Origin of the sequence: Halpernia sp., from assembly GCF_048269545.1 — a bacterium.
GTDB lineage: Bacteria > Bacteroidota > Bacteroidia > Flavobacteriales > Weeksellaceae > Halpernia.
Genome location: NZ_JBLXIJ010000004.1, coordinates 145,731 through 162,630, shown reverse-complemented (window position 1 = coordinate 162,630; position 16,900 = coordinate 145,731). Strand labels below are relative to the sequence as shown.

Sequence of the window (16,900 nt, the reverse complement as noted above, 5' to 3'; positions counted from 1 at the left end):
ATGAAAATAATACTTTATTCACTTTTATTATTAAGTGTAATAACAACAAGTTGCTCATCAGATGATAAAAATGTTACCAATTCAGAAAAGCCAATCCAAGTAACAGTTAATCAATCTAACTCTAATTCTCAAGGCGCTTTTGCAAACGCAAGTGGAAAATTAGTAGCCAAAAATTCTGTAAATGTAAGCACCAGAATGATGGGCTACATCACTAGTCTTCGTGCTGAAGTTGGCCAAAATGTAAGTGCAGGCCAACTGTTGGTAAGTATAAACAGCACTGACATACAAGCGAAAGGTGGGCAAGCAAATGCGCAAATATCGCAAGCGCAAGCCAACTTTAATAGTGCTAAAAAAGATTATGAAAGATTTTCGAATTTATTTAAAAGCCAAAGTGCTTCTCAAAAAGAATTAGATGACATGAGATCCCGCTACGAAATGGCAAAAGCAGGATTAGAAGCAGCACAAGCCATGAAAAACGAGGTAAACGCGCAATACAAATATACTAATATTACTGCGCCAATTTCAGGCGTCATAACTGCAAAATTTGCCGAACAAGGCGATATGGCGAGCCCAGGAATGCCAATTTTAACCATAGAATCTCCTTCTAATTTGCAAGCGCAAGTTTTGGTTTCCGAGCAAAACATAACGCTAGTAAAACAAGGAATGCCGGTGAAAATTACTTTGAAATCTACCAACGAAGAAGTTGGCGGCACAGTGGCAGAAATTAGCAAATCTTCTGCAAACACTGGTGGACAATACTTGGTGAAAATAAATGTTGCCAACAGCAAAAACCTTTTATCTGGAATGTTTGTGAATGTGCAATTTCCATTTAAAAATAGCGGAAAAACAAACCAAGATTTCCAAGAAAGTGTGATGATTCCGAAATCTGCATTGGTAGAACAAGGGCAATTAACGGGAATTTATACCATAAGTTCTAGCAATACGGCCATTCTTCGTTGGGTGAAAACTGGTAAAACATTCGGTGATCAAGTTGAAATTTTATCTGGTCTAAACGCTGATGAACCCTACATTGTTTCCGCACAAGGAAGATTGTATAACGGAGCCAAGGTAAAACAATAAGCAATTTTTTTAAAAATAAAATTATGCAAGAAGGAATAGCAGGAAAAATAGCCAAAGTCTTTATCAATTCAAAACTCACCATTCTTTTGATGGTTGCGTTGATGATTATTGGCGCATACAGTTCCACATTAATACCGAGAGAAGAAGAGCCGCAGATAATTGTACCAATGGCAGATGTAATGGTCGGTTATCCCGGTGCAAATCCTACGGAAGTTGAAAACCGTGTGGTAAAACCTTTAGAAAAAGTAATCTCAAACATCAAAGGTGTAGAGCACGTTCACAGTATGTCTATGGACGGTAAAGCGATGATTATTGTACAATTTTACGTTGGCGAAGATACTGAACGCTCTTACGTAAAACTATACGATGAGTTGATGAAAAACAAAAATATTTTCCCGAAAGGAGTAACAGATCCTTTGGTAAAAACGCGCTCTATAGACGATGTTCCGATGTTGGGTTTAACGCTTTGGAGCAATAAATACAATGATTTTCAATTAAGACAAATTACAGAAGAACTCGCTTCTCAAGTAAAAAAGATAAAAGACGTTTCGCAAACAGACGTGATTGGCGGAAGAAGCCGTCAACTGAAAGTGATAGTTGATAAAGATAAAATGGCAGAATTAAATGTAGATGCTTTGGGCATTATGCAAATGATTCAAGCTAATAATGGCAGTTCGCAATCGGGAAGTTTTGAGAGTAATGATACAGAATATTTGGTAACAACTGGTGAGTTTCTAAGTTCAGCAGAAGATGTTGGAAATTTGGTGATTGGGACTTCGCAAAACATGCCTGTTTATTTAAAGCAAGTTGCAAAAATTGAAGATGGCCCAGCCTCTTCTACAAATTATGTGAATTTTGGCTATGGAAACGCCACTGAAAAAGGCAAAAGTTTTCTATCAGAATATCCTGCGGTAACGCTTTCTGTATCAAAAGTAAAAGGTGCAGATGCCATGAAAATTTCCGAGGAAATTTTAACAAAAGTAGAATCATTAAAGAAAAATTTAATTCCAAACGATGTTCATGTAGAAGTAACCCGAAATTACGGTGAAACGGCTTCTCACAAAGTATCAGAGTTAATGGGTCACTTGGGAATTGCCATTATCGCCGTTACCATTTTGGTGATGCTTGCAATGGGATGGCGCGGCGGACTCGTCGTTTTCTTTTCGGTGCCATTAACCTTTGCATTAACGCTTTTTGCCTATTATATGTTGGGTTACACGCTGAATAGAATTACACTTTTCGCCTTGGTTTTCGTGGTAGGAATCGTCGTCGATGATAGTATTATTATTGCGGAAAATATGCACAGGCATTTCCACATGAAGAAACTACCATTTAAACAAGCAGCACTTTTCGCAATTAATGAAGTGGGAAACCCGACAATTTTGGCAACATTTACGGTAATTGCCGCTATTTTACCGATGGCATTTGTTTCCGGAATGATGGGACCTTACATGTCACCAATGCCTATTGGTGCGTCGATAGCGATGATACTTTCCCTTTTTGTCGCGTTAACAATTACGCCTTATTTGGGATTTCATTTATTAAAAGTAAAAGATTCCGAAGCACATAAAGAAGAGCAAGGTTTAGAAACCGGTTTTATCTATAAAATCTATAGAAAAATCGAGAAGCCACTTCTCGATAGTAAAAAGAAAAGATGGATAATGCTCGGCATTACAGTATTTCTGTTGATGATTTCTGTACTAGCGTTTTTCACTAAATCTGTCGCTGTAAAAATGCTTCCTTTTGATAATAAAAACGAAGTGCAAGTGATTATCGATATGCCAGAAGGAACCACTTTAGAAAGAACTGCTGCGGTAACGCAAGATATTGCGCAATACGTTAAAACTGTTCCCGAAGTGGTGAACTATCAAAGTTACATTGGTGCTTCTTCGCCAATTACCTTCAATGGTTTGGTGCGCCATTATGATTTGCGTGGAAGTAGCAATACTGCAGATATTCAAGTTAATCTTTTAGGTAAAGAAGACAGAAAAAAACAAAGCCATGAGGTGGCAAAAACCATTCGTGTTGAAATTCAAAAAATTGCAAAAAAATATGGTGCAAATGTGAAAATTGTAGAAGTTCCGCCAGGTCCGCCAGTTTTATCAACCATTGTTGCAGAAGTTTATGGGCCAAACTACGATGAACAAATAAAAATTGCGAGTCAACTCGAAACTATTTTAAGAAATACCGATGATGTTGTAGATGTAGATTGGATGGTAGAAGCACCACAAACGGAGTTTAAAATCGCAGCCGATAAAGAAAAAGCAATGTTAAATGGTGTTGCGCCACAGCAAATTGTAGGAAATCTTACCTATTTAATAGGCGAACATCCTATCGGAACTTTGATGGATCCAAAATCTAACGACGCAGTAAACATCATTATGAAATTAAATAATAATGAGAAAACAAGCATTTCAGACATTACCGATTTAAAAATAAAAGGTAGCAATGGAATGGTTCCTGTGAAAGATTTGGTAAAAGTAAAACGCGAAACTTTGCAAAAATCTATTTACCGAAAAGATCAAAAACGCGTGGTATATGTGCTTGCAGATATGGCAGGTGGATTAGAAAGCCCGGCTTACGCTATTCTTGGAATGGATAAAAAACTAAAAAATATTAAACTTCCAGAAGGCTATTCTTTAAACGAATTATACATGAATGCGCCAAAAGATGAGTCTAACTACACCGTGAAATGGGATGGAGAATGGCAAATTACTTTAGAAGTTTTCCGGGATTTAGGCGTGGCGTTTTTAGTAGTAATTATTATAATTTATATGCTGATTGTCGGTTGGTTCCAAAACTTTAAAACGCCGATTATGATGATGATTGCCATTCCACTTTCGTTGATTGGGATTGTCTTTGGACACTGGCTTCTAGGTGCATTTTTCACAGCAACTTCATTTATCGGGATGATTGCTTTGGCCGGAATTATGGTGAGGAATTCCATTCTTTTAATAGATTTTATTGAAATTCGATTGCGAGAAGGAGAACCTATAAAACAAGCCATTATTGAAGCCGGAGCCGTAAGAACAACGCCGATTTTATTAACAACTGGCGCGGTGGTAATCGGAGCAATTATTATTTTATTTGATCCAATTTTTCAAGGTTTGGCCATTTCATTAGTATTTGGAGCAATCGTTTCTACTCTATTGACATTGATAGTTATTCCATTAATATATTACATGTCTGAAAAGAAAAATTGGCTTCAAAACGAAATTGAAGAACCAATTGAAATTGAAGAAAAAACTCAAGATTAATTAACCTAAATCTCTGCCGAAAGATTTTTCGGCAGAGATTTTAAAACAGCAAAATATGAAACTCTTACTCATAACAGCCATCACCGAATTTGAAAAAGACGTGAAAAATATTCTCGTGAAATCTGGCGCAAAATCATTTACCTATCACGAAGTTCGAGGTTTTAAGAATGAAAAAGACAGCAATGTTTTAGAAAACTGGTTTGCCTCTTCTTATTCTGAAACCGAATCTTTGCTTTTCACGGTTTTTGTATCAGCAGAAAATTCAGTGCAAATCCTAGAAAAAGTAAAAGAATTTAATGCAAAACAAGAATCGCTTTCCAATATACATATTGCGCTTGTTGCATTAGAAGAACAATTTTAAATATGACCTTAAAAAAAAATAGAAATCTACATATGAAAACTAGAATTATACACGCATTTGCAGGAACCATGATTTTGGTAAGTGTACTTTTATCCATTTACGTGAGTCAAAATTGGCTTTATTTAACTGGATTTGTGGGGCTAAATTTACTTCAATCTTCTATAACAAATTGGTGCTTGCTCGATAGAATTTTAGCAAAAATGGGCTATACCGACGAGGGCGCTTCTTGTGGCGCGTAACAAATACAAAAAAAATTCGAAAAGTCCCTGCAATTTATTTTGCGGGGATTTTTTGCTAAATGTTTGTTTTGTAAATAACAAATATTTTAGAAAATTTCTTAACCACAAAAGAGCAAAAAGTGAACATTTTGCAACCTTTTGAATTTCTTAAAATATAAGATTCAGTTTTGCCTCTTTTGCAATATTTCTTTTTCATGCATTGAATAATACCATTTTATCTTTGAATTTTCAGAAAAAGAAAAATCCTCCATAGGAGCAATATCTGTGTAAAAAAAATGAATAAGATTGTAAAAGAACTCCTTAGGAGTTCAATCTTTTAAAGTAATTTTAATGACAAAATAATATAAATAGTTCATATTAAACTTTCCAAATTATTTTAACCAATTAAAATTTTCTTTCCAATAAATTCTATATTAATCAATCGCTTATGATATTTTTTAAATTTTTTCCTTTATTTTTGCGGCATCAAAAAATGCTGTTTGTTTTATGATTGAAGAACTCGTTTTAAATCCTGCCGATATCGCCGAAAATCTGAGTGCATTGCATCCAGACGAGCGGTTGATTGCATTTTTAAAAGTTCCAAAAGAATATAAAGCCGACGTATTTTCGCATCTCGATCCCGATTTTCAGGAAGAAACTATTCGAAGTATGGCTTCTCACGAAGTTGCAGATATTTTAAATGAAATGTCGCCAGATGATAGAACACAACTTTTTGAGGATTTCCCAGATGAACTTATCAAGTCTTCCATTAATTTATTAAATCCCCAAGAAAGACGTGTTGCACTAAAACTTCTAGGTTATGACGTAGATTCCATCGCCCGTTTGATGACGCCTTATTACATTCAAATTCGAAAAGAATGGACGGTAAAAAGATGTTTTCAACAAATAAAAAGAGTGGGTGAGCGTGTAGAAACGATGAATTTTCTCTACGTAGTTGATGAAAAAAATAAATTAATCGATGATATTACCATCGGAACTTTGCTTTTGGCGGAAGAAGATCAATTAATTTCAGAATTAACAGACCACGAATTTGTTGCCATAAAAACCACAACTACAAAAGAAGACGCAGTTCCTTATTTTGAAAAGTACGATAGAAGTGCACTTCCAATTGTCACAGAATCTGGTGTTTTGGTTGGGATTGTTACAATTGATGATATTTTAGATCAAATTGAATCTCAAAATACCGAAGATATTCAAAAATTTGGTGGTGTAGAAGCTCTGGATTTACCTTATACACAAACTTCTTGGATAGAAATGATTAAAAAAAGAGGAACTTGGCTCGTCATTTTATTCGTTTCAGAAATGTTAACTGCTTCTGCAATGGGTTTTTATGAATTAGAAATTCAGAAAGCAGTTGTTTTAGCACTTTTCGTTCCACTTATTATTTCCAGTGGTGGGAATTCTGGCTCACAAGCTGCAACTTTAATTATTCGTGCGATGGCTTTGCAAGAACTTACCTTAAAAGATTGGTGGTATGTAATGAAAAAAGAAATAATTTCGGGTGTATTTTTAGGATCACTTTTGGGAGTAATTGGTTTCATCAGAATTATGACTTGGCAAAAAATAGGACTTTTTAATTACGGAGAACATTGGGTTGCAGTAGGTTTAAGCGTTTCCGTTTCTTTAGTATTAATCGTTTTGTGGGGTACGCTTTCTGGTTCTATGATTCCGTTTGTTTTAAAAAGATTAAAATTAGATCCCGCAACTTCATCCGCGCCATTTGTGGCAACTTTGGTAGATGTGACTGGTTTAATTATTTATTTCACGGTTGCAGGTTTATTTCTTTCGGGGAAACTTTTGTAACTTTCTTTAATGAAAATTATTTCGCTTGTTCCTTCAATTACTAAAACTTTATTTGATTTAGGACTAGAAAATCATGAATTGGTTGGAAGAACAAAATTCTGTATTCATCCTAAAAAATTAGTAAAAAATATCCCCATAATTGGTGGTACAAAAAATCTAAATATTGAAAAAATTTTAGCTTTAAAACCAGATTTAATCATTGCCAATAAAGAAGAAAATGAAAAAATTCAAGTTGAGAAATTAAAACAATATTGCCGAGTTTGGACTACCGAAATTTCTAATCTGAAAGACAATGAAAATTTTATTTGGGAATTAGGTATGGTTTTAAAAAAGAGAGAAGAAGCCCAAAAATTAAACCTCAAAATTGAGGAAATTTTTAATAATTTTAAAGAAAATCAACTGAAAAAAGTGGCGTATTTAATTTGGCAAAATCCTTTAATGACAATTGGCGGCGATACTTTTATTAACGAAATTCTGGAAAAAACTGGTTTCGAGAATATATTTAAAAATCAAAAAAGATATCCTAAAATTAATTTAAAAGATTTAAAAAAAGCAGATTATCTTTTTCTTTCAACAGAACCTTTTCCATTTAATGAAACACACATTTCAGACTTTCAAAAAAAATTACCTCATCTAAAAGTGAAATTATTGGACGGTGAAGCATTTTCTTGGTTTGGAAGTCACATCGCTGAATTCGAAGATTATTACAAAGATTTAAAGAAATTATCTTTTTAAATATTTACAAAAAAAATCTCGCAGAATTTACAAATTAAGCAGATTTAAATATGAAATTTACTAAATGCGAAAAATTTGCAACACAATAGTTAAATAAAGTTAAATAATTTTTCCTATTTCCTCACAAAGCCATTGCAACATTTCTTTATCCTCTTCTGTGAATGGATTTATTTTGTGAGAATCAATATCAATTTGGCCAATATTCTCTCCATTTTTAAAAATAGGAACTACAATTTCAGCTTTAGTATCGATTGAACAAGACAGATAATTTTCTTGCGCATAAACATCTGGTACAACAAAAGTTTCGTTTGAAACTGCGACTTGCCCGCAAATTCCTTTTCCATAAGGAATAATAATATGATCAGTTGGTGCGCCTACAAATGGACCAAGTTTCAATTCATTTTTATCGCCATTTTTAAAATAAAAACCCGTCCAATTAAAATAAGAAATTTCTTGATCTAATAATTGACAAACTTTTTGTAGTTTTTCTTCTGTGCTTTGTTTCGGACTTTCTAATATGGAGGAAAGTCGTTTTTTTATATCAGACATTTTTTTAATTTTTAAGTATATTCTTCAAAGGTTACTTCTTCTTTATAACCGAACATACCGCGTTCTTTTATAATTTCGGCAACACCATCAGGAACTTGAGATTCCCATCCTTTTTCATTATGAGAGATTTTCTTTAAGATTTCACGGGAATATATTTCAGAATAATCTGGATTATAATTTACAATATCTACAATTCTATCATTAATTTTAAAATATTTATACAATTCTTTCAAATTGGTATTTACTTTTAAATTATTAGATGTTAAAAGTTCGTGCGTGATGGGATCTTTGTAGGGATAAAGATAAACACGCATATCTTTGCGGAAAAATTTACCAAAAGCCTCTAAAATTCCACCCGAAAGATTTTTGTAATATTCCTCATCAAAAACATCTAAAAGATTATTAACGCCCATTGCAACACCAATATATTTATTAGTAAATGTTGCAAAATATTCTACCATTCTGTAATATTCTGAGAAATTAGATATCAAAATATTGTAACCTAATTTCGCTAAAACATCTACTCTATCAAGAAAATCCCGTTCATCAATATCACCAAAAGCGCGTAAATTGGAAATTGTTATTTCAAACAAAACTTCAGTTTCTTTCTTTTCACAATTGGCATCTTTTAAAAACATTTCCAATCCGTTTTCAAACATATCAATGTTTACCAAAGTTACTGGGCGAAAACTACCACGAACCGCAAAAATATTTTTTTTATAAAGTACATCTGCAGGTAACATATTATTGCCTTCAGAATTAAAAATCACAGCTTCTGTCATTCCCAATTTCACCAATTGCAAACTCATCAAACGGTTTTCAACATAGCGAAAACATGGTCCACTAAAATCAATCATATCAATTTCCAGCTTATCTAAAGCAATATCATCGTATAAAGATTCGAGTAATTTTCTTGGATTATCGCTGTAATGATAAGCGCCGTAAATTAAATTCACACCCAAACTTCCCAAAGTTTCTTGTTGAAGCGTCGCATCATTATCAATAAATTTTACATGAATTACAATCTCATTATAATCCTCATCTTCTGTCGTTTGAAAACGAATTCCCACCCAACCATGACCTTTCATGGTTTTATCAAAATTAATGGTTGTAACTGTATTTGCGTAAGAAAAATAGCGTTTTCCAGGATTAGATTCTCGTTCCAAACGTTCTTCAATTAGAGAAACTTCATAGCGCAACATTTTTCGCAAGCGTTGTTGTGTTACATATCGATTTTTATGTTCTTTTCCATAAATGGCATCGCTAAAATCTTTGTCATAAGCAGACATCGCTTTTGCAATGGTATTAGAAGCGCCACCTGCGCGAAAAAAATGCCGAACGGTTTCTTGTCCAGCTCCAATTTCTGCAAAAGTACCGTAAATAGAGGAGTCTAAATTAATTGCTAAAGCCTTCTGTTTCGGTGTTAATTTTTGCGTCATCACTTACATTTAAATTTTTGTAAATTTACCAAAATAAAACCAACCTCAAAAACAATGAAGTTGAAATTTTTAGGAACTGGTACTTCGCAAGGTGTTCCTGTAATTGGCTGTAAAGACGAGGTTTGCACTTCTTCTAATTTTAAAGATAAACGTTTACGAACTTCTGCTTTAATCACCTCAGATTTTGGCAAAAAAATATTGATAGATTGTGGTCCAGATTTTCGTCAACAAATGCTATCTAATGATGAATCCCACATTGATGCAGTTCTTATTTCCCATGAACACACAGATCATGTAATTGGCTTAGACGATTTACGCCCGATTATTTTCCGAAATAAAAAGGATATGCCGATTTATGCTTTACCCAGAGTAGCAAATAAAATTAAAACTATATTTTCCTACGCTTTTGCTGAAATAAAATATCCAGGTGCGCCATCTTTTGAAATGCATGAAATTGGAGAAAATAAATTTGTTGTAGAAAATGTAGAAATCACGCCAATTCCTGTTCTGCATTACAAACTTCCAATTCTCGGTTTTAAAATTAAAAATCTGTGTTACATTACAGATGCCAGTTTTTTCCCAAAAACTACTTTACCACTTTTGCGAAATTTAGATGTTTTAATAATAAATTGTCTCAGAAAATCACCAACTCATATTTCTCATTTTATTTTACCCGAAATCTTAATATTAAATGAAAGTTTAAAACCAAATAAAATTTATTTAATTCATATTAGTCATGAATTTGGGTTGCATGATGAAGTTCAAAAAGAATTACCAGATAATATTTTTTTAGCTTATGATGGTTTGGAAATTAAATTTTAGAGTTAGTTTGTAGGGATTAGGTTTTAGTTTTATTAAAATAAACCTGTTCAATCTTTTTAATCTGTGAGAAAAAAATTAATTAGTCTTCGGATTCTTAAAAATTTGATTTTTCTATTTATCTCAGAGAAGGAAATTTTAAAATATTTCTTTTGAATTCTTTCAAAAATAAATAATAATACTATATTTGCACACCAATTTAAAAAGCCCGGTTGGCGGAATTGGTAGACGCGCTAGACTCAAACTCTAGTATCTCACGATGTGCCGGTTCGATTCCGGCACCGGGTACAAAAAACGCTGTTAATCTTTTGATTAGCAGCGTTTTACGTTTTTATAGGTTGTAATCTGTCCGCAATTTGTCCGCATTTTTATTTTAGTTTAGAACATTTTTTTTAATCTATCTAAAATGCATTTATTTTATAACAAACTGTACACTTTAGAATACAGTTTAATCTGTCCCGTAAATCCATAGTATTTCTCAATTTACCTGTGATCGAAAACAAAATTTTTCTTTAATTTTAAAACAAAAATGGGAAGAAGAAAAGACAAACCTTCAATTAACCACACTGCTACTACTTTAGAATATTTATTTAGTTTGAGTTCCATGACAATTTATTCTGAAAAATTGCTATATGAAGATAATAGAAAACAGTACAATGAATTTTTGAAATTGCTTCTTGAAAAAGAATTTTTTAATGACGATCAAAATATAAATATTACAAAAATTTCAAAATTGACTGGTTTTAGCATGGTTAAAATTTCGAAATGGTTAAAAGAAATCTACAATGATATTATACTTCTAAACGAAGAAAAACCAGAACTTTTTTGCTGTGTAAATGAGATACAGGTTGACTTGCTTTGCTCACATTTTGATGAATATCAAATCTTTACAATAAGTTTAAAAACTATTCCAAACAAAGGAGATAGTTTTCAATTTCCCTTTATTAAAGCAAAAATTGGGAATGATTATCTCTATGTTGATGCAATTTACTACCAATTAGAAAATAACAAGATGGAAATTTCCATTCAGTTAAAAAGCGGTGTTTATAACTCTTACCGAAAATTTGCAATTGATAAAGCAAAATATGAAGGTAAAATCAACATTTTCGATGAAGTAAATTTACTTGATTATCAGATTGATGAAATTATTTTGGGGAAAAAGAGGTATATAGAATGATTTAATAATCATTTCTGAAACAAGTACTTAAAAGCAATTCTAATGAAATTCACGAAAGCACTTGCTCCAATTTCTCTTTCCATTTCATCCAATCTGGAGATAATTTGTTTTGTAGATCATAGAATTTTTTGTTGTGATTGTGGTGTATTAGGTGGCACAATTCGTGGGTAATTACATATTCTATGCTTCCTTTCGGTGCTTTTATTAATTCTGTATTTAGTATTATTTTACTTTCGGCAGTGCAGCTTCCCCAACGTTTCTTCATTAACCTAATTTCTAAAACAGGGTTTTCTATCCTATATTTTTTGAATTTTTCTAATGAAATTTTTAATAATTCATAAAAATGAATGTTTGCTTTTTCCTTATACCATTCATTTAGTTTCTTTTCTAAATATTCTGGATTGTTTTTTTTTGTTTTCATAATCAATGCACCTCTAAAAATTTTTATCTCATCTACAGAAGCTTCAATGATTTGCAATTTATATTGTCTTCCCAAATACAAATGGGTTTCTCCATTTATAAAATAACGTTTTGGGGTGTTTGGCAAATAACTATGAAAGAAAGCTTGTTGTTTCAAAATCCATTTTGCTTTAGATTTCACTTTTTTATTGATTTCTTCAATACTTGCATTATCTGGTGCGACAACAGATACTAAACCATCAGGATTAACTTTTATTCCTAATGATGTTCTAGTTGCAAAAGTCAAATTATATGTAATGTTTTTGCTACCGTAAACTATTTGGTGAATTGCATTTTGCATTAAACGTATTTTAGTTTTGCAATTTTTATTACTTCCTCTATCAACTCATCAATTTTATCAAAAGAGAATTGCGTGTCATGCTGTTGCTGTTTTTCGAAAAGCAAATCATCTAGATTATTTTTTATTTCTTTTTCAATTTCTGTATTGGTTTGCCAATCGATGATGAGTGTTTCATTCTCATAAACGCTTCTTTTAATACATTCTTCCACTTCTACTGCAGTTTGTGCTTGTACTTCTTTAGGTTCAGGATTGTTGCTGAAACTATCTTCTAAAACCGCATTAATTAAGTTATAAAATGCAATAGCATTTGGCTTTTCCTCTATCGCATTTGGAACATTATTTTGTTTCCCGGTAAGAAATTGATTTTCATATTCTTTGGCTCTTTGCAGATACAAAGCTTCATCAATTCTATGTTGATGATAATCACTAATTGCTTCTCTTATTAAAGTTGATAAATTTTTGTAGAAGATAGGATCCTCATTCATTTTTACGTTGATCGCTTTTACCGTTCGGGTTGCAATATGGTCTGCTTTTGCTGCTTTTCCTGTTAATTTTTCTACTTCCTCTTCTCTTTTATCCTTATCAAAAATATTGACGAGTTCTGTAATTTTTAAAATTTCTCCCTCTGTGGAAATATGTTTATCAATCAATTTTTGAATTTGGGGTTCAAAAGCAGAAATATCTATATCATCAAAATATCTTCTTTTTACGTCTATTCTTAATTGCAAGAAAAATTTACTGTCCTTTTTATATCGATCAATTGTTTTTTCATTTTTAATGTCATTAAAATTAATGGATGCCATTGCCAATTTGAACAATCGTACAAATGCGGATAGTTTTTCATAAAAAAGATGTCGAATGCTTTCATCATTTAGAAATTCAGAAAAAGCTTCTGCATCATATTTGTTTTTTATGGTTTTGAACAAATCCCAAAGTTCGCTGTGAGCTTGGGGTAATTTTTCTATTTCTTTGTTGATATTGATAATTGTTCCGGCTAATTCTTCTTGGTCGAATTCATCTAAACCACTATAAGTATTCAAGGCACTATCAAGATTTTCCAAATTGCCAAAATAATCAATGATGAAGCCATATTCTTTTCCTGGTGCAACTCTATTTACCCTCGCAATTGCTTGTAGCAAAGTATGTTCTCTTAAAGCTCTGGTAACATATAAAACCTGATTATTTGGTGCATCAAAACCAGTCAACAATTTATCTACAACGATTATTATCTCTGGTTGTTCTTGTTTTTTAAACGCGCTGATTACAGATTTTTCGTAATTGGATTGTTTACCGTATTTACTCATCATCGCTTTGTAAAACTTCAGCACTACATCTTCATTTTCTTCAAAAGCATCTTCGTAATTCTCTCTCGTATCTGGTGCAGAAATTAGCACTTCACAACTTACTTTACCGATTTCTTTTAAATATTCTCGGTATTTGATTGCAGTAGTTTTGTTTGGTGCAACCAATTGACCTTTAAATCCAGTTCCTTGAATATTATCTGCAAAATGCTCACTAATATCCCACGCTCGTGCATAGATTACTTGGTCTGCTTTGTTTAATTGATTGGTAGAACTGTATTTTCTTTTGAGCGCTGCTTTTCCATAAGGTGTTAATGGTTCTGAAACTTTATCGAAAAAAGTGTCTAATGGTTTATCATTTACCTCAATAATATTGTGCCGACCTTCATAAAGCAATGGTACAACTGCTTTATCTTCTACTGCATCGGTTATAGAATATACATCAATCAAACCACCAAATTTATCCGCAGTGCTTTTTTCCTTTTTCATCAATGGTGTTCCAGTAAAAGCAACAAAACAAGCATTTGGAAAAACTTTTTGCATTTTCACGTTGAAAGTTCCGTATTGACTTCTATGTCCTTCATCAATCAGCACAAAAATATTAGGCGAAGGAAAACCATTTTTTTCTTGATTAATGGCTGCTTCAAATTTGTGAATTAAAGTAGTAATCACAGCATCTGTTGAACTGTTGATTAGTTCTACCAAATGTTTTCCTGTTTGCGCTTCTTCAACTTCTAAATGGCATTTCTGGAAAGTTTCTGTGATTTGGGTATTCAAATCAATTCTATCCGTAACTAAAATTATTTTGGGATTTTTAATGTCTTTTTGAGAAGCAATCATTTGAGCCAACATCACCATTGTCAAAGATTTTCCGCTTCCTTGTGTATGCCAAATTACACCACCAATTCTTTTTCCAGTTTTATCTGGAACACTTATTTTTTTGAGTGTTTCTTTGATGGCAAAATATTGTTGATACCTTGCTATTTTCTTTATACCATCATCATAAACGATATAATTAAAAATAAGGTCTAAAATTCTATATTTCTGACAAAGACTAAATAAGAGTTTATCTTGTTCTGTAACAATTACTTCTTCTTTTTCTAATTGATTAAAATAATACAGAACATTTTTAAACCTTTGATTGAAAATAGCAGTTCTTTCTGTATTTGGTAATTCACTATTTTTCAAATTTCTGATGGCATCTCCGTAATTCACGCCTTCTTCTTTGGTTCGGAACACTTCTTTCCAAACACTCCAAAATTCTTTGTGGGTTGCTGTTGTAGCATATCTGGCTTCGTTTACTGCCAAAGACATTGTGATATTAGAATACTGATATAAATTTCTTATTCCATCTTCCTGTTGATTTCTTAAATGCTGGGAAATGGCTTCATTTACCGGATCTTTTATTATATTGCTTTTACATTCTATTACCACCATCGGAATTCCATTGATAAACAAAACAATATCTGGGCGATAAGTATCATTTCTTTCACTTCTCAAAACAGCATATTCTTCCGAAACATGGAAACTATTATTTTCAATATTTTTCCAATCAATGTATTGAAAAGAGAAACTTTTTTTATCGTTTAAAATGCTTTGTTCTAAACTTTTACCTAAAGTAATTAGGTCATAAAAATCCTGATTTGCTTTGATAAAACCATCTTGAATAGGCAATTCCCTAATTGCAATAATAGCAGAATTGATGTTGCTTTCTGAAAAAGAAAACTCTTTGCCTTTGTATTGTATGCTATTTATTTTTTCGAGTTGCTTTTTCAAAATCGGTTCAAGCAATACATTACTGGTTCTACCGCCACGCAAATCCATAGCTTCATCTGGCGACAAATATTGATAACCCATTTTTATGAGTAATTGCAATGCCGGGATTTGACTGATGTGGTCTTCTATATATGATGGTGTTGCCATTATATTTCCGTTTTAATTAAATTATATATGGGATACAAAATTTCAAAATTTTTGATAACAGTTTCAGCAATATTATCAATACTAATATCTTCTGAACAAGGAAGAAACTCTCTCCCTATTATAAAATAATTTGTGACATTATCATTTTTCACGAATTCATATAATTCAGAAGCATTGTTAAATGAACCAACGTATCTTTTTTCTTTATTGATCTGTATAAAAAAGTTTTTATCTAGGTTACCCATTAGAGAATAAAAAATATTTTGATAACTGACTTGTTTTAGTTTCTGTTTGAAACTATCGCGATCAACAACGCTTCCATTATTTTTTCCTACACGTAACCAAATGGAAACCTCTTCTAAATGAACTAAAACTTGAAGCCGCATTTGGTACATACTTGTTTGGTTTTCACCATAAAGCTCTTTAAACTTTGATAATTCCTTTTCACTTTTACCATAATGTAACCATAATGCTCCTAAATCTTCTCCTGTAAATTCACCATGTTTGTGAGACGAAACAATATGAGTATTCATGTGATGCGGAAACAAATCCCAGTTATTATTTCTGATTAATGGTAATAAAATTTCGTGTAATTCTTCTAGTTTTTTCTTAACTTCTAATCGTTCATCATCATGCTCTGGTATTCGGCTTTTTAATTTGTGAATTTCGAAAGCTTTATAATGCGTCGATTTAAAAAACTGATTTGTAAAATCAATAGTTTCTAAATCAATAGTTTCTTTAGTTGATGAAATTCTTTTTTTGAAGGCACTTACTTTATTTCTATCTAAATTTTCAATTAATTCCCTATTATCATATAGTTTTTCGTATTCTGTTAACCATTCTTCTGTAATCTCTGAACTTAAATTGAAATAAGTATTGAACCATGTTACATATTCTAAATAGTCTTTTTCATTTGAAACTTTATGAAACAACTCAATGTGATTCTCCAAACCACCTCTCGTACAATTTCCAGAACCTACAAAGACAGTTTTGTTTTCTCCATTTGTTAAATATAATTTTGGATGAAAATAAGTTGGCTTTAGAAATACTTTTGCTATAATATTTTCATTTTTTAATTCTAGAATTTTTTTAAAAACTACAACTGGAGTAGGTAAATCAATCCCTATTATTAATTTTAACTTACATTCCGTATCTATATTATTTAAAATGGTTTCTAATCCTTTTTCTGAAATAATAGCTGTTGCAATGAAAACTTCTTTTGCTTTTCTAATTTCAGGAACTAAATGCGACTGTAATTTTACTATTTTCATGTAATTGATTTTAAATATCTGAAGTCAATAATCTTTAAATAACTTAATGCTGAATTATATATACAATTCCTTTTATTTCTTCTCTTAAATTCTCTCTTAAATCATTTCCAATTCAACTCTCAAATTGCAGCATTAAATGATTCCACAGATTTACCCTTAAATATAATTTCAATTTCTCTCTTAAAT

General features: G+C 31.9%; 13 protein-coding genes and 1 tRNA gene. 9 read left to right on the top strand and 5 right to left on the bottom strand.

All coding sequences use genetic code 11. From position 1 onward, the window contains the following. From ACN0WB_RS07450 to ACN0WB_RS07425, 6 genes are all read left to right on the top strand, one after another. Positions 1-1,080, top strand: coding sequence for an efflux RND transporter periplasmic adaptor subunit (locus ACN0WB_RS07450; protein WP_417430387.1), 1,080 nt, complete (start codon positions 1-3; stop codon positions 1,078-1,080). 23 nt (positions 1,081-1,103) lie between these two features. Next, positions 1,104-4,337, top strand: coding sequence for an efflux RND transporter permease subunit (locus tag ACN0WB_RS07445; RefSeq protein WP_417430385.1), 3,234 nt, complete (start codon positions 1,104-1,106; stop codon positions 4,335-4,337). Between the two features lie 55 nt (positions 4,338-4,392). Then, the gene (locus ACN0WB_RS07440) at positions 4,393-4,698 is read left to right on the top strand and encodes a P-II family nitrogen regulator (protein WP_103912370.1); all 306 of its coding nucleotides are present in this window, start codon (positions 4,393-4,395) and stop codon (positions 4,696-4,698) included. Between the two features lie 32 nt (positions 4,699-4,730). Then, the gene (locus tag ACN0WB_RS07435) at positions 4,731-4,937 is read left to right on the top strand and encodes a DUF2892 domain-containing protein (RefSeq protein ID WP_103912369.1); all 207 of its coding nucleotides are present in this window, start codon (positions 4,731-4,733) and stop codon (positions 4,935-4,937) included. Positions 4,938-5,423: 486 nt separating this feature from the next. Further along, positions 5,424-6,740, top strand: a complete 1,317-nt coding sequence (mgtE, locus tag ACN0WB_RS07430; protein WP_417430382.1) for a magnesium transporter — start codon at positions 5,424-5,426, stop codon at positions 6,738-6,740. Between the two features lie 9 nt (positions 6,741-6,749). Next, on the top strand, positions 6,750-7,475 hold the full coding sequence (locus ACN0WB_RS07425; RefSeq protein ID WP_417430380.1) for an ABC transporter substrate-binding protein: 726 nt from the start codon (positions 6,750-6,752) through the stop codon (positions 7,473-7,475). A 99-nt stretch (positions 7,476-7,574) separates the two neighbouring features. Here ACN0WB_RS07425 and ACN0WB_RS07420 read toward each other — a convergent pair whose 3' ends face one another. Together ACN0WB_RS07420 and ACN0WB_RS07415 are read right to left on the bottom strand one after the other, a co-directional pair. Continuing rightward, positions 7,575-8,024: a GAF domain-containing protein gene (locus tag ACN0WB_RS07420; protein WP_417430378.1), complete on the bottom strand. Its 450-nt coding sequence runs from the start codon at positions 8,022-8,024 to the stop codon at positions 7,575-7,577. 11 nt (positions 8,025-8,035) lie between these two features. Next, positions 8,036-9,463, bottom strand: a complete 1,428-nt coding sequence (locus ACN0WB_RS07415) for a TonB-dependent receptor (RefSeq protein ID WP_417430376.1) — start codon at positions 9,461-9,463, stop codon at positions 8,036-8,038. Between the two features lie 54 nt (positions 9,464-9,517). Here ACN0WB_RS07415 and ACN0WB_RS07410 point away from each other — a divergent pair, with 54 nt between their 5' ends. The 3 genes from ACN0WB_RS07410 (at position 9,518) to ACN0WB_RS07400 (ending at position 11,459) form a co-directional block, all read left to right on the top strand. After that, positions 9,518-10,285: an MBL fold metallo-hydrolase gene (locus tag ACN0WB_RS07410; RefSeq protein ID WP_417430374.1), complete on the top strand. Its 768-nt coding sequence runs from the start codon at positions 9,518-9,520 to the stop codon at positions 10,283-10,285. Between the two features lie 203 nt (positions 10,286-10,488). Then, positions 10,489-10,570, top strand: a tRNA-Leu gene (locus ACN0WB_RS07405). Between the two features lie 241 nt (positions 10,571-10,811). Further along, entirely contained in the window at positions 10,812-11,459 is a 648-nt protein-coding gene (locus tag ACN0WB_RS07400) for a hypothetical protein (protein ID WP_417430372.1), read from the top strand. A gap of 49 nt (positions 11,460-11,508) precedes the next feature. Here ACN0WB_RS07400 and ACN0WB_RS07395 read toward each other — a convergent pair whose 3' ends face one another. Genes ACN0WB_RS07395 through ACN0WB_RS07385 form a run of 3 tightly spaced genes read right to left on the bottom strand, consistent with a single transcriptional unit; the run spans position 11,509 to position 16,714 of the window. Then, on the bottom strand, positions 11,509-12,219 hold the full coding sequence (locus tag ACN0WB_RS07395) for a M48 family metallopeptidase (protein WP_417430370.1): 711 nt from the start codon (positions 12,217-12,219) through the stop codon (positions 11,509-11,511). Beyond that, the gene (locus tag ACN0WB_RS07390) at positions 12,219-15,443 is read right to left on the bottom strand and encodes a type I restriction endonuclease subunit R (RefSeq protein WP_417430368.1); all 3,225 of its coding nucleotides are present in this window, start codon (positions 15,441-15,443) and stop codon (positions 12,219-12,221) included. Before ACN0WB_RS07390 ends, ACN0WB_RS07395 begins: the two co-directional genes overlap by 1 nt. Further along, positions 15,443-16,714: a phospholipase D family protein gene (locus ACN0WB_RS07385; protein ID WP_417430366.1), complete on the bottom strand. Its 1,272-nt coding sequence runs from the start codon at positions 16,712-16,714 to the stop codon at positions 15,443-15,445. Before ACN0WB_RS07385 ends, ACN0WB_RS07390 begins: the two co-directional genes overlap by 1 nt. Positions 16,715-16,900 lie beyond the last annotated feature (186 nt).

What these genes read in the sequence shown, in the direction of transcription:
- mgtE (WP_417430382.1), top strand. Translation starts at nt 5,424, where the DNA reads ATGATTGAAGAACTCGTTTTAAATCCTGCCGATATCGCCGAAAATCTG.
- ACN0WB_RS07415 (WP_417430376.1), bottom strand. Translation starts at nt 9,463, where the DNA reads ATGACGCAAAAATTAACACCGAAACAGAAGGCTTTAGCAATTAATTTA.
- ACN0WB_RS07445 (WP_417430385.1), top strand. Translation starts at nt 1,104, where the DNA reads ATGCAAGAAGGAATAGCAGGAAAAATAGCCAAAGTCTTTATCAATTCA.
- ACN0WB_RS07420 (WP_417430378.1), bottom strand. Translation starts at nt 8,024, where the DNA reads ATGTCTGATATAAAAAAACGACTTTCCTCCATATTAGAAAGTCCGAAA.
- ACN0WB_RS07395 (WP_417430370.1), bottom strand. Translation starts at nt 12,219, where the DNA reads ATGCAAAATGCAATTCACCAAATAGTTTACGGTAGCAAAAACATTACA.
- ACN0WB_RS07425 (WP_417430380.1), top strand. Translation starts at nt 6,750, where the DNA reads ATGAAAATTATTTCGCTTGTTCCTTCAATTACTAAAACTTTATTTGAT.
- ACN0WB_RS07410 (WP_417430374.1), top strand. Translation starts at nt 9,518, where the DNA reads ATGAAGTTGAAATTTTTAGGAACTGGTACTTCGCAAGGTGTTCCTGTA.
- ACN0WB_RS07450 (WP_417430387.1), top strand. Translation starts at nt 1, where the DNA reads ATGAAAATAATACTTTATTCACTTTTATTATTAAGTGTAATAACAACA.
- ACN0WB_RS07435 (WP_103912369.1), top strand. Translation starts at nt 4,731, where the DNA reads ATGAAAACTAGAATTATACACGCATTTGCAGGAACCATGATTTTGGTA.
- ACN0WB_RS07390 (WP_417430368.1), bottom strand. Translation starts at nt 15,443, where the DNA reads ATGGCAACACCATCATATATAGAAGACCACATCAGTCAAATCCCGGCA.
- ACN0WB_RS07400 (WP_417430372.1), top strand. Translation starts at nt 10,812, where the DNA reads ATGGGAAGAAGAAAAGACAAACCTTCAATTAACCACACTGCTACTACT.
- ACN0WB_RS07385 (WP_417430366.1), bottom strand. Translation starts at nt 16,714, where the DNA reads ATGAAAATAGTAAAATTACAGTCGCATTTAGTTCCTGAAATTAGAAAA.
- ACN0WB_RS07440 (WP_103912370.1), top strand. Translation starts at nt 4,393, where the DNA reads ATGAAACTCTTACTCATAACAGCCATCACCGAATTTGAAAAAGACGTG.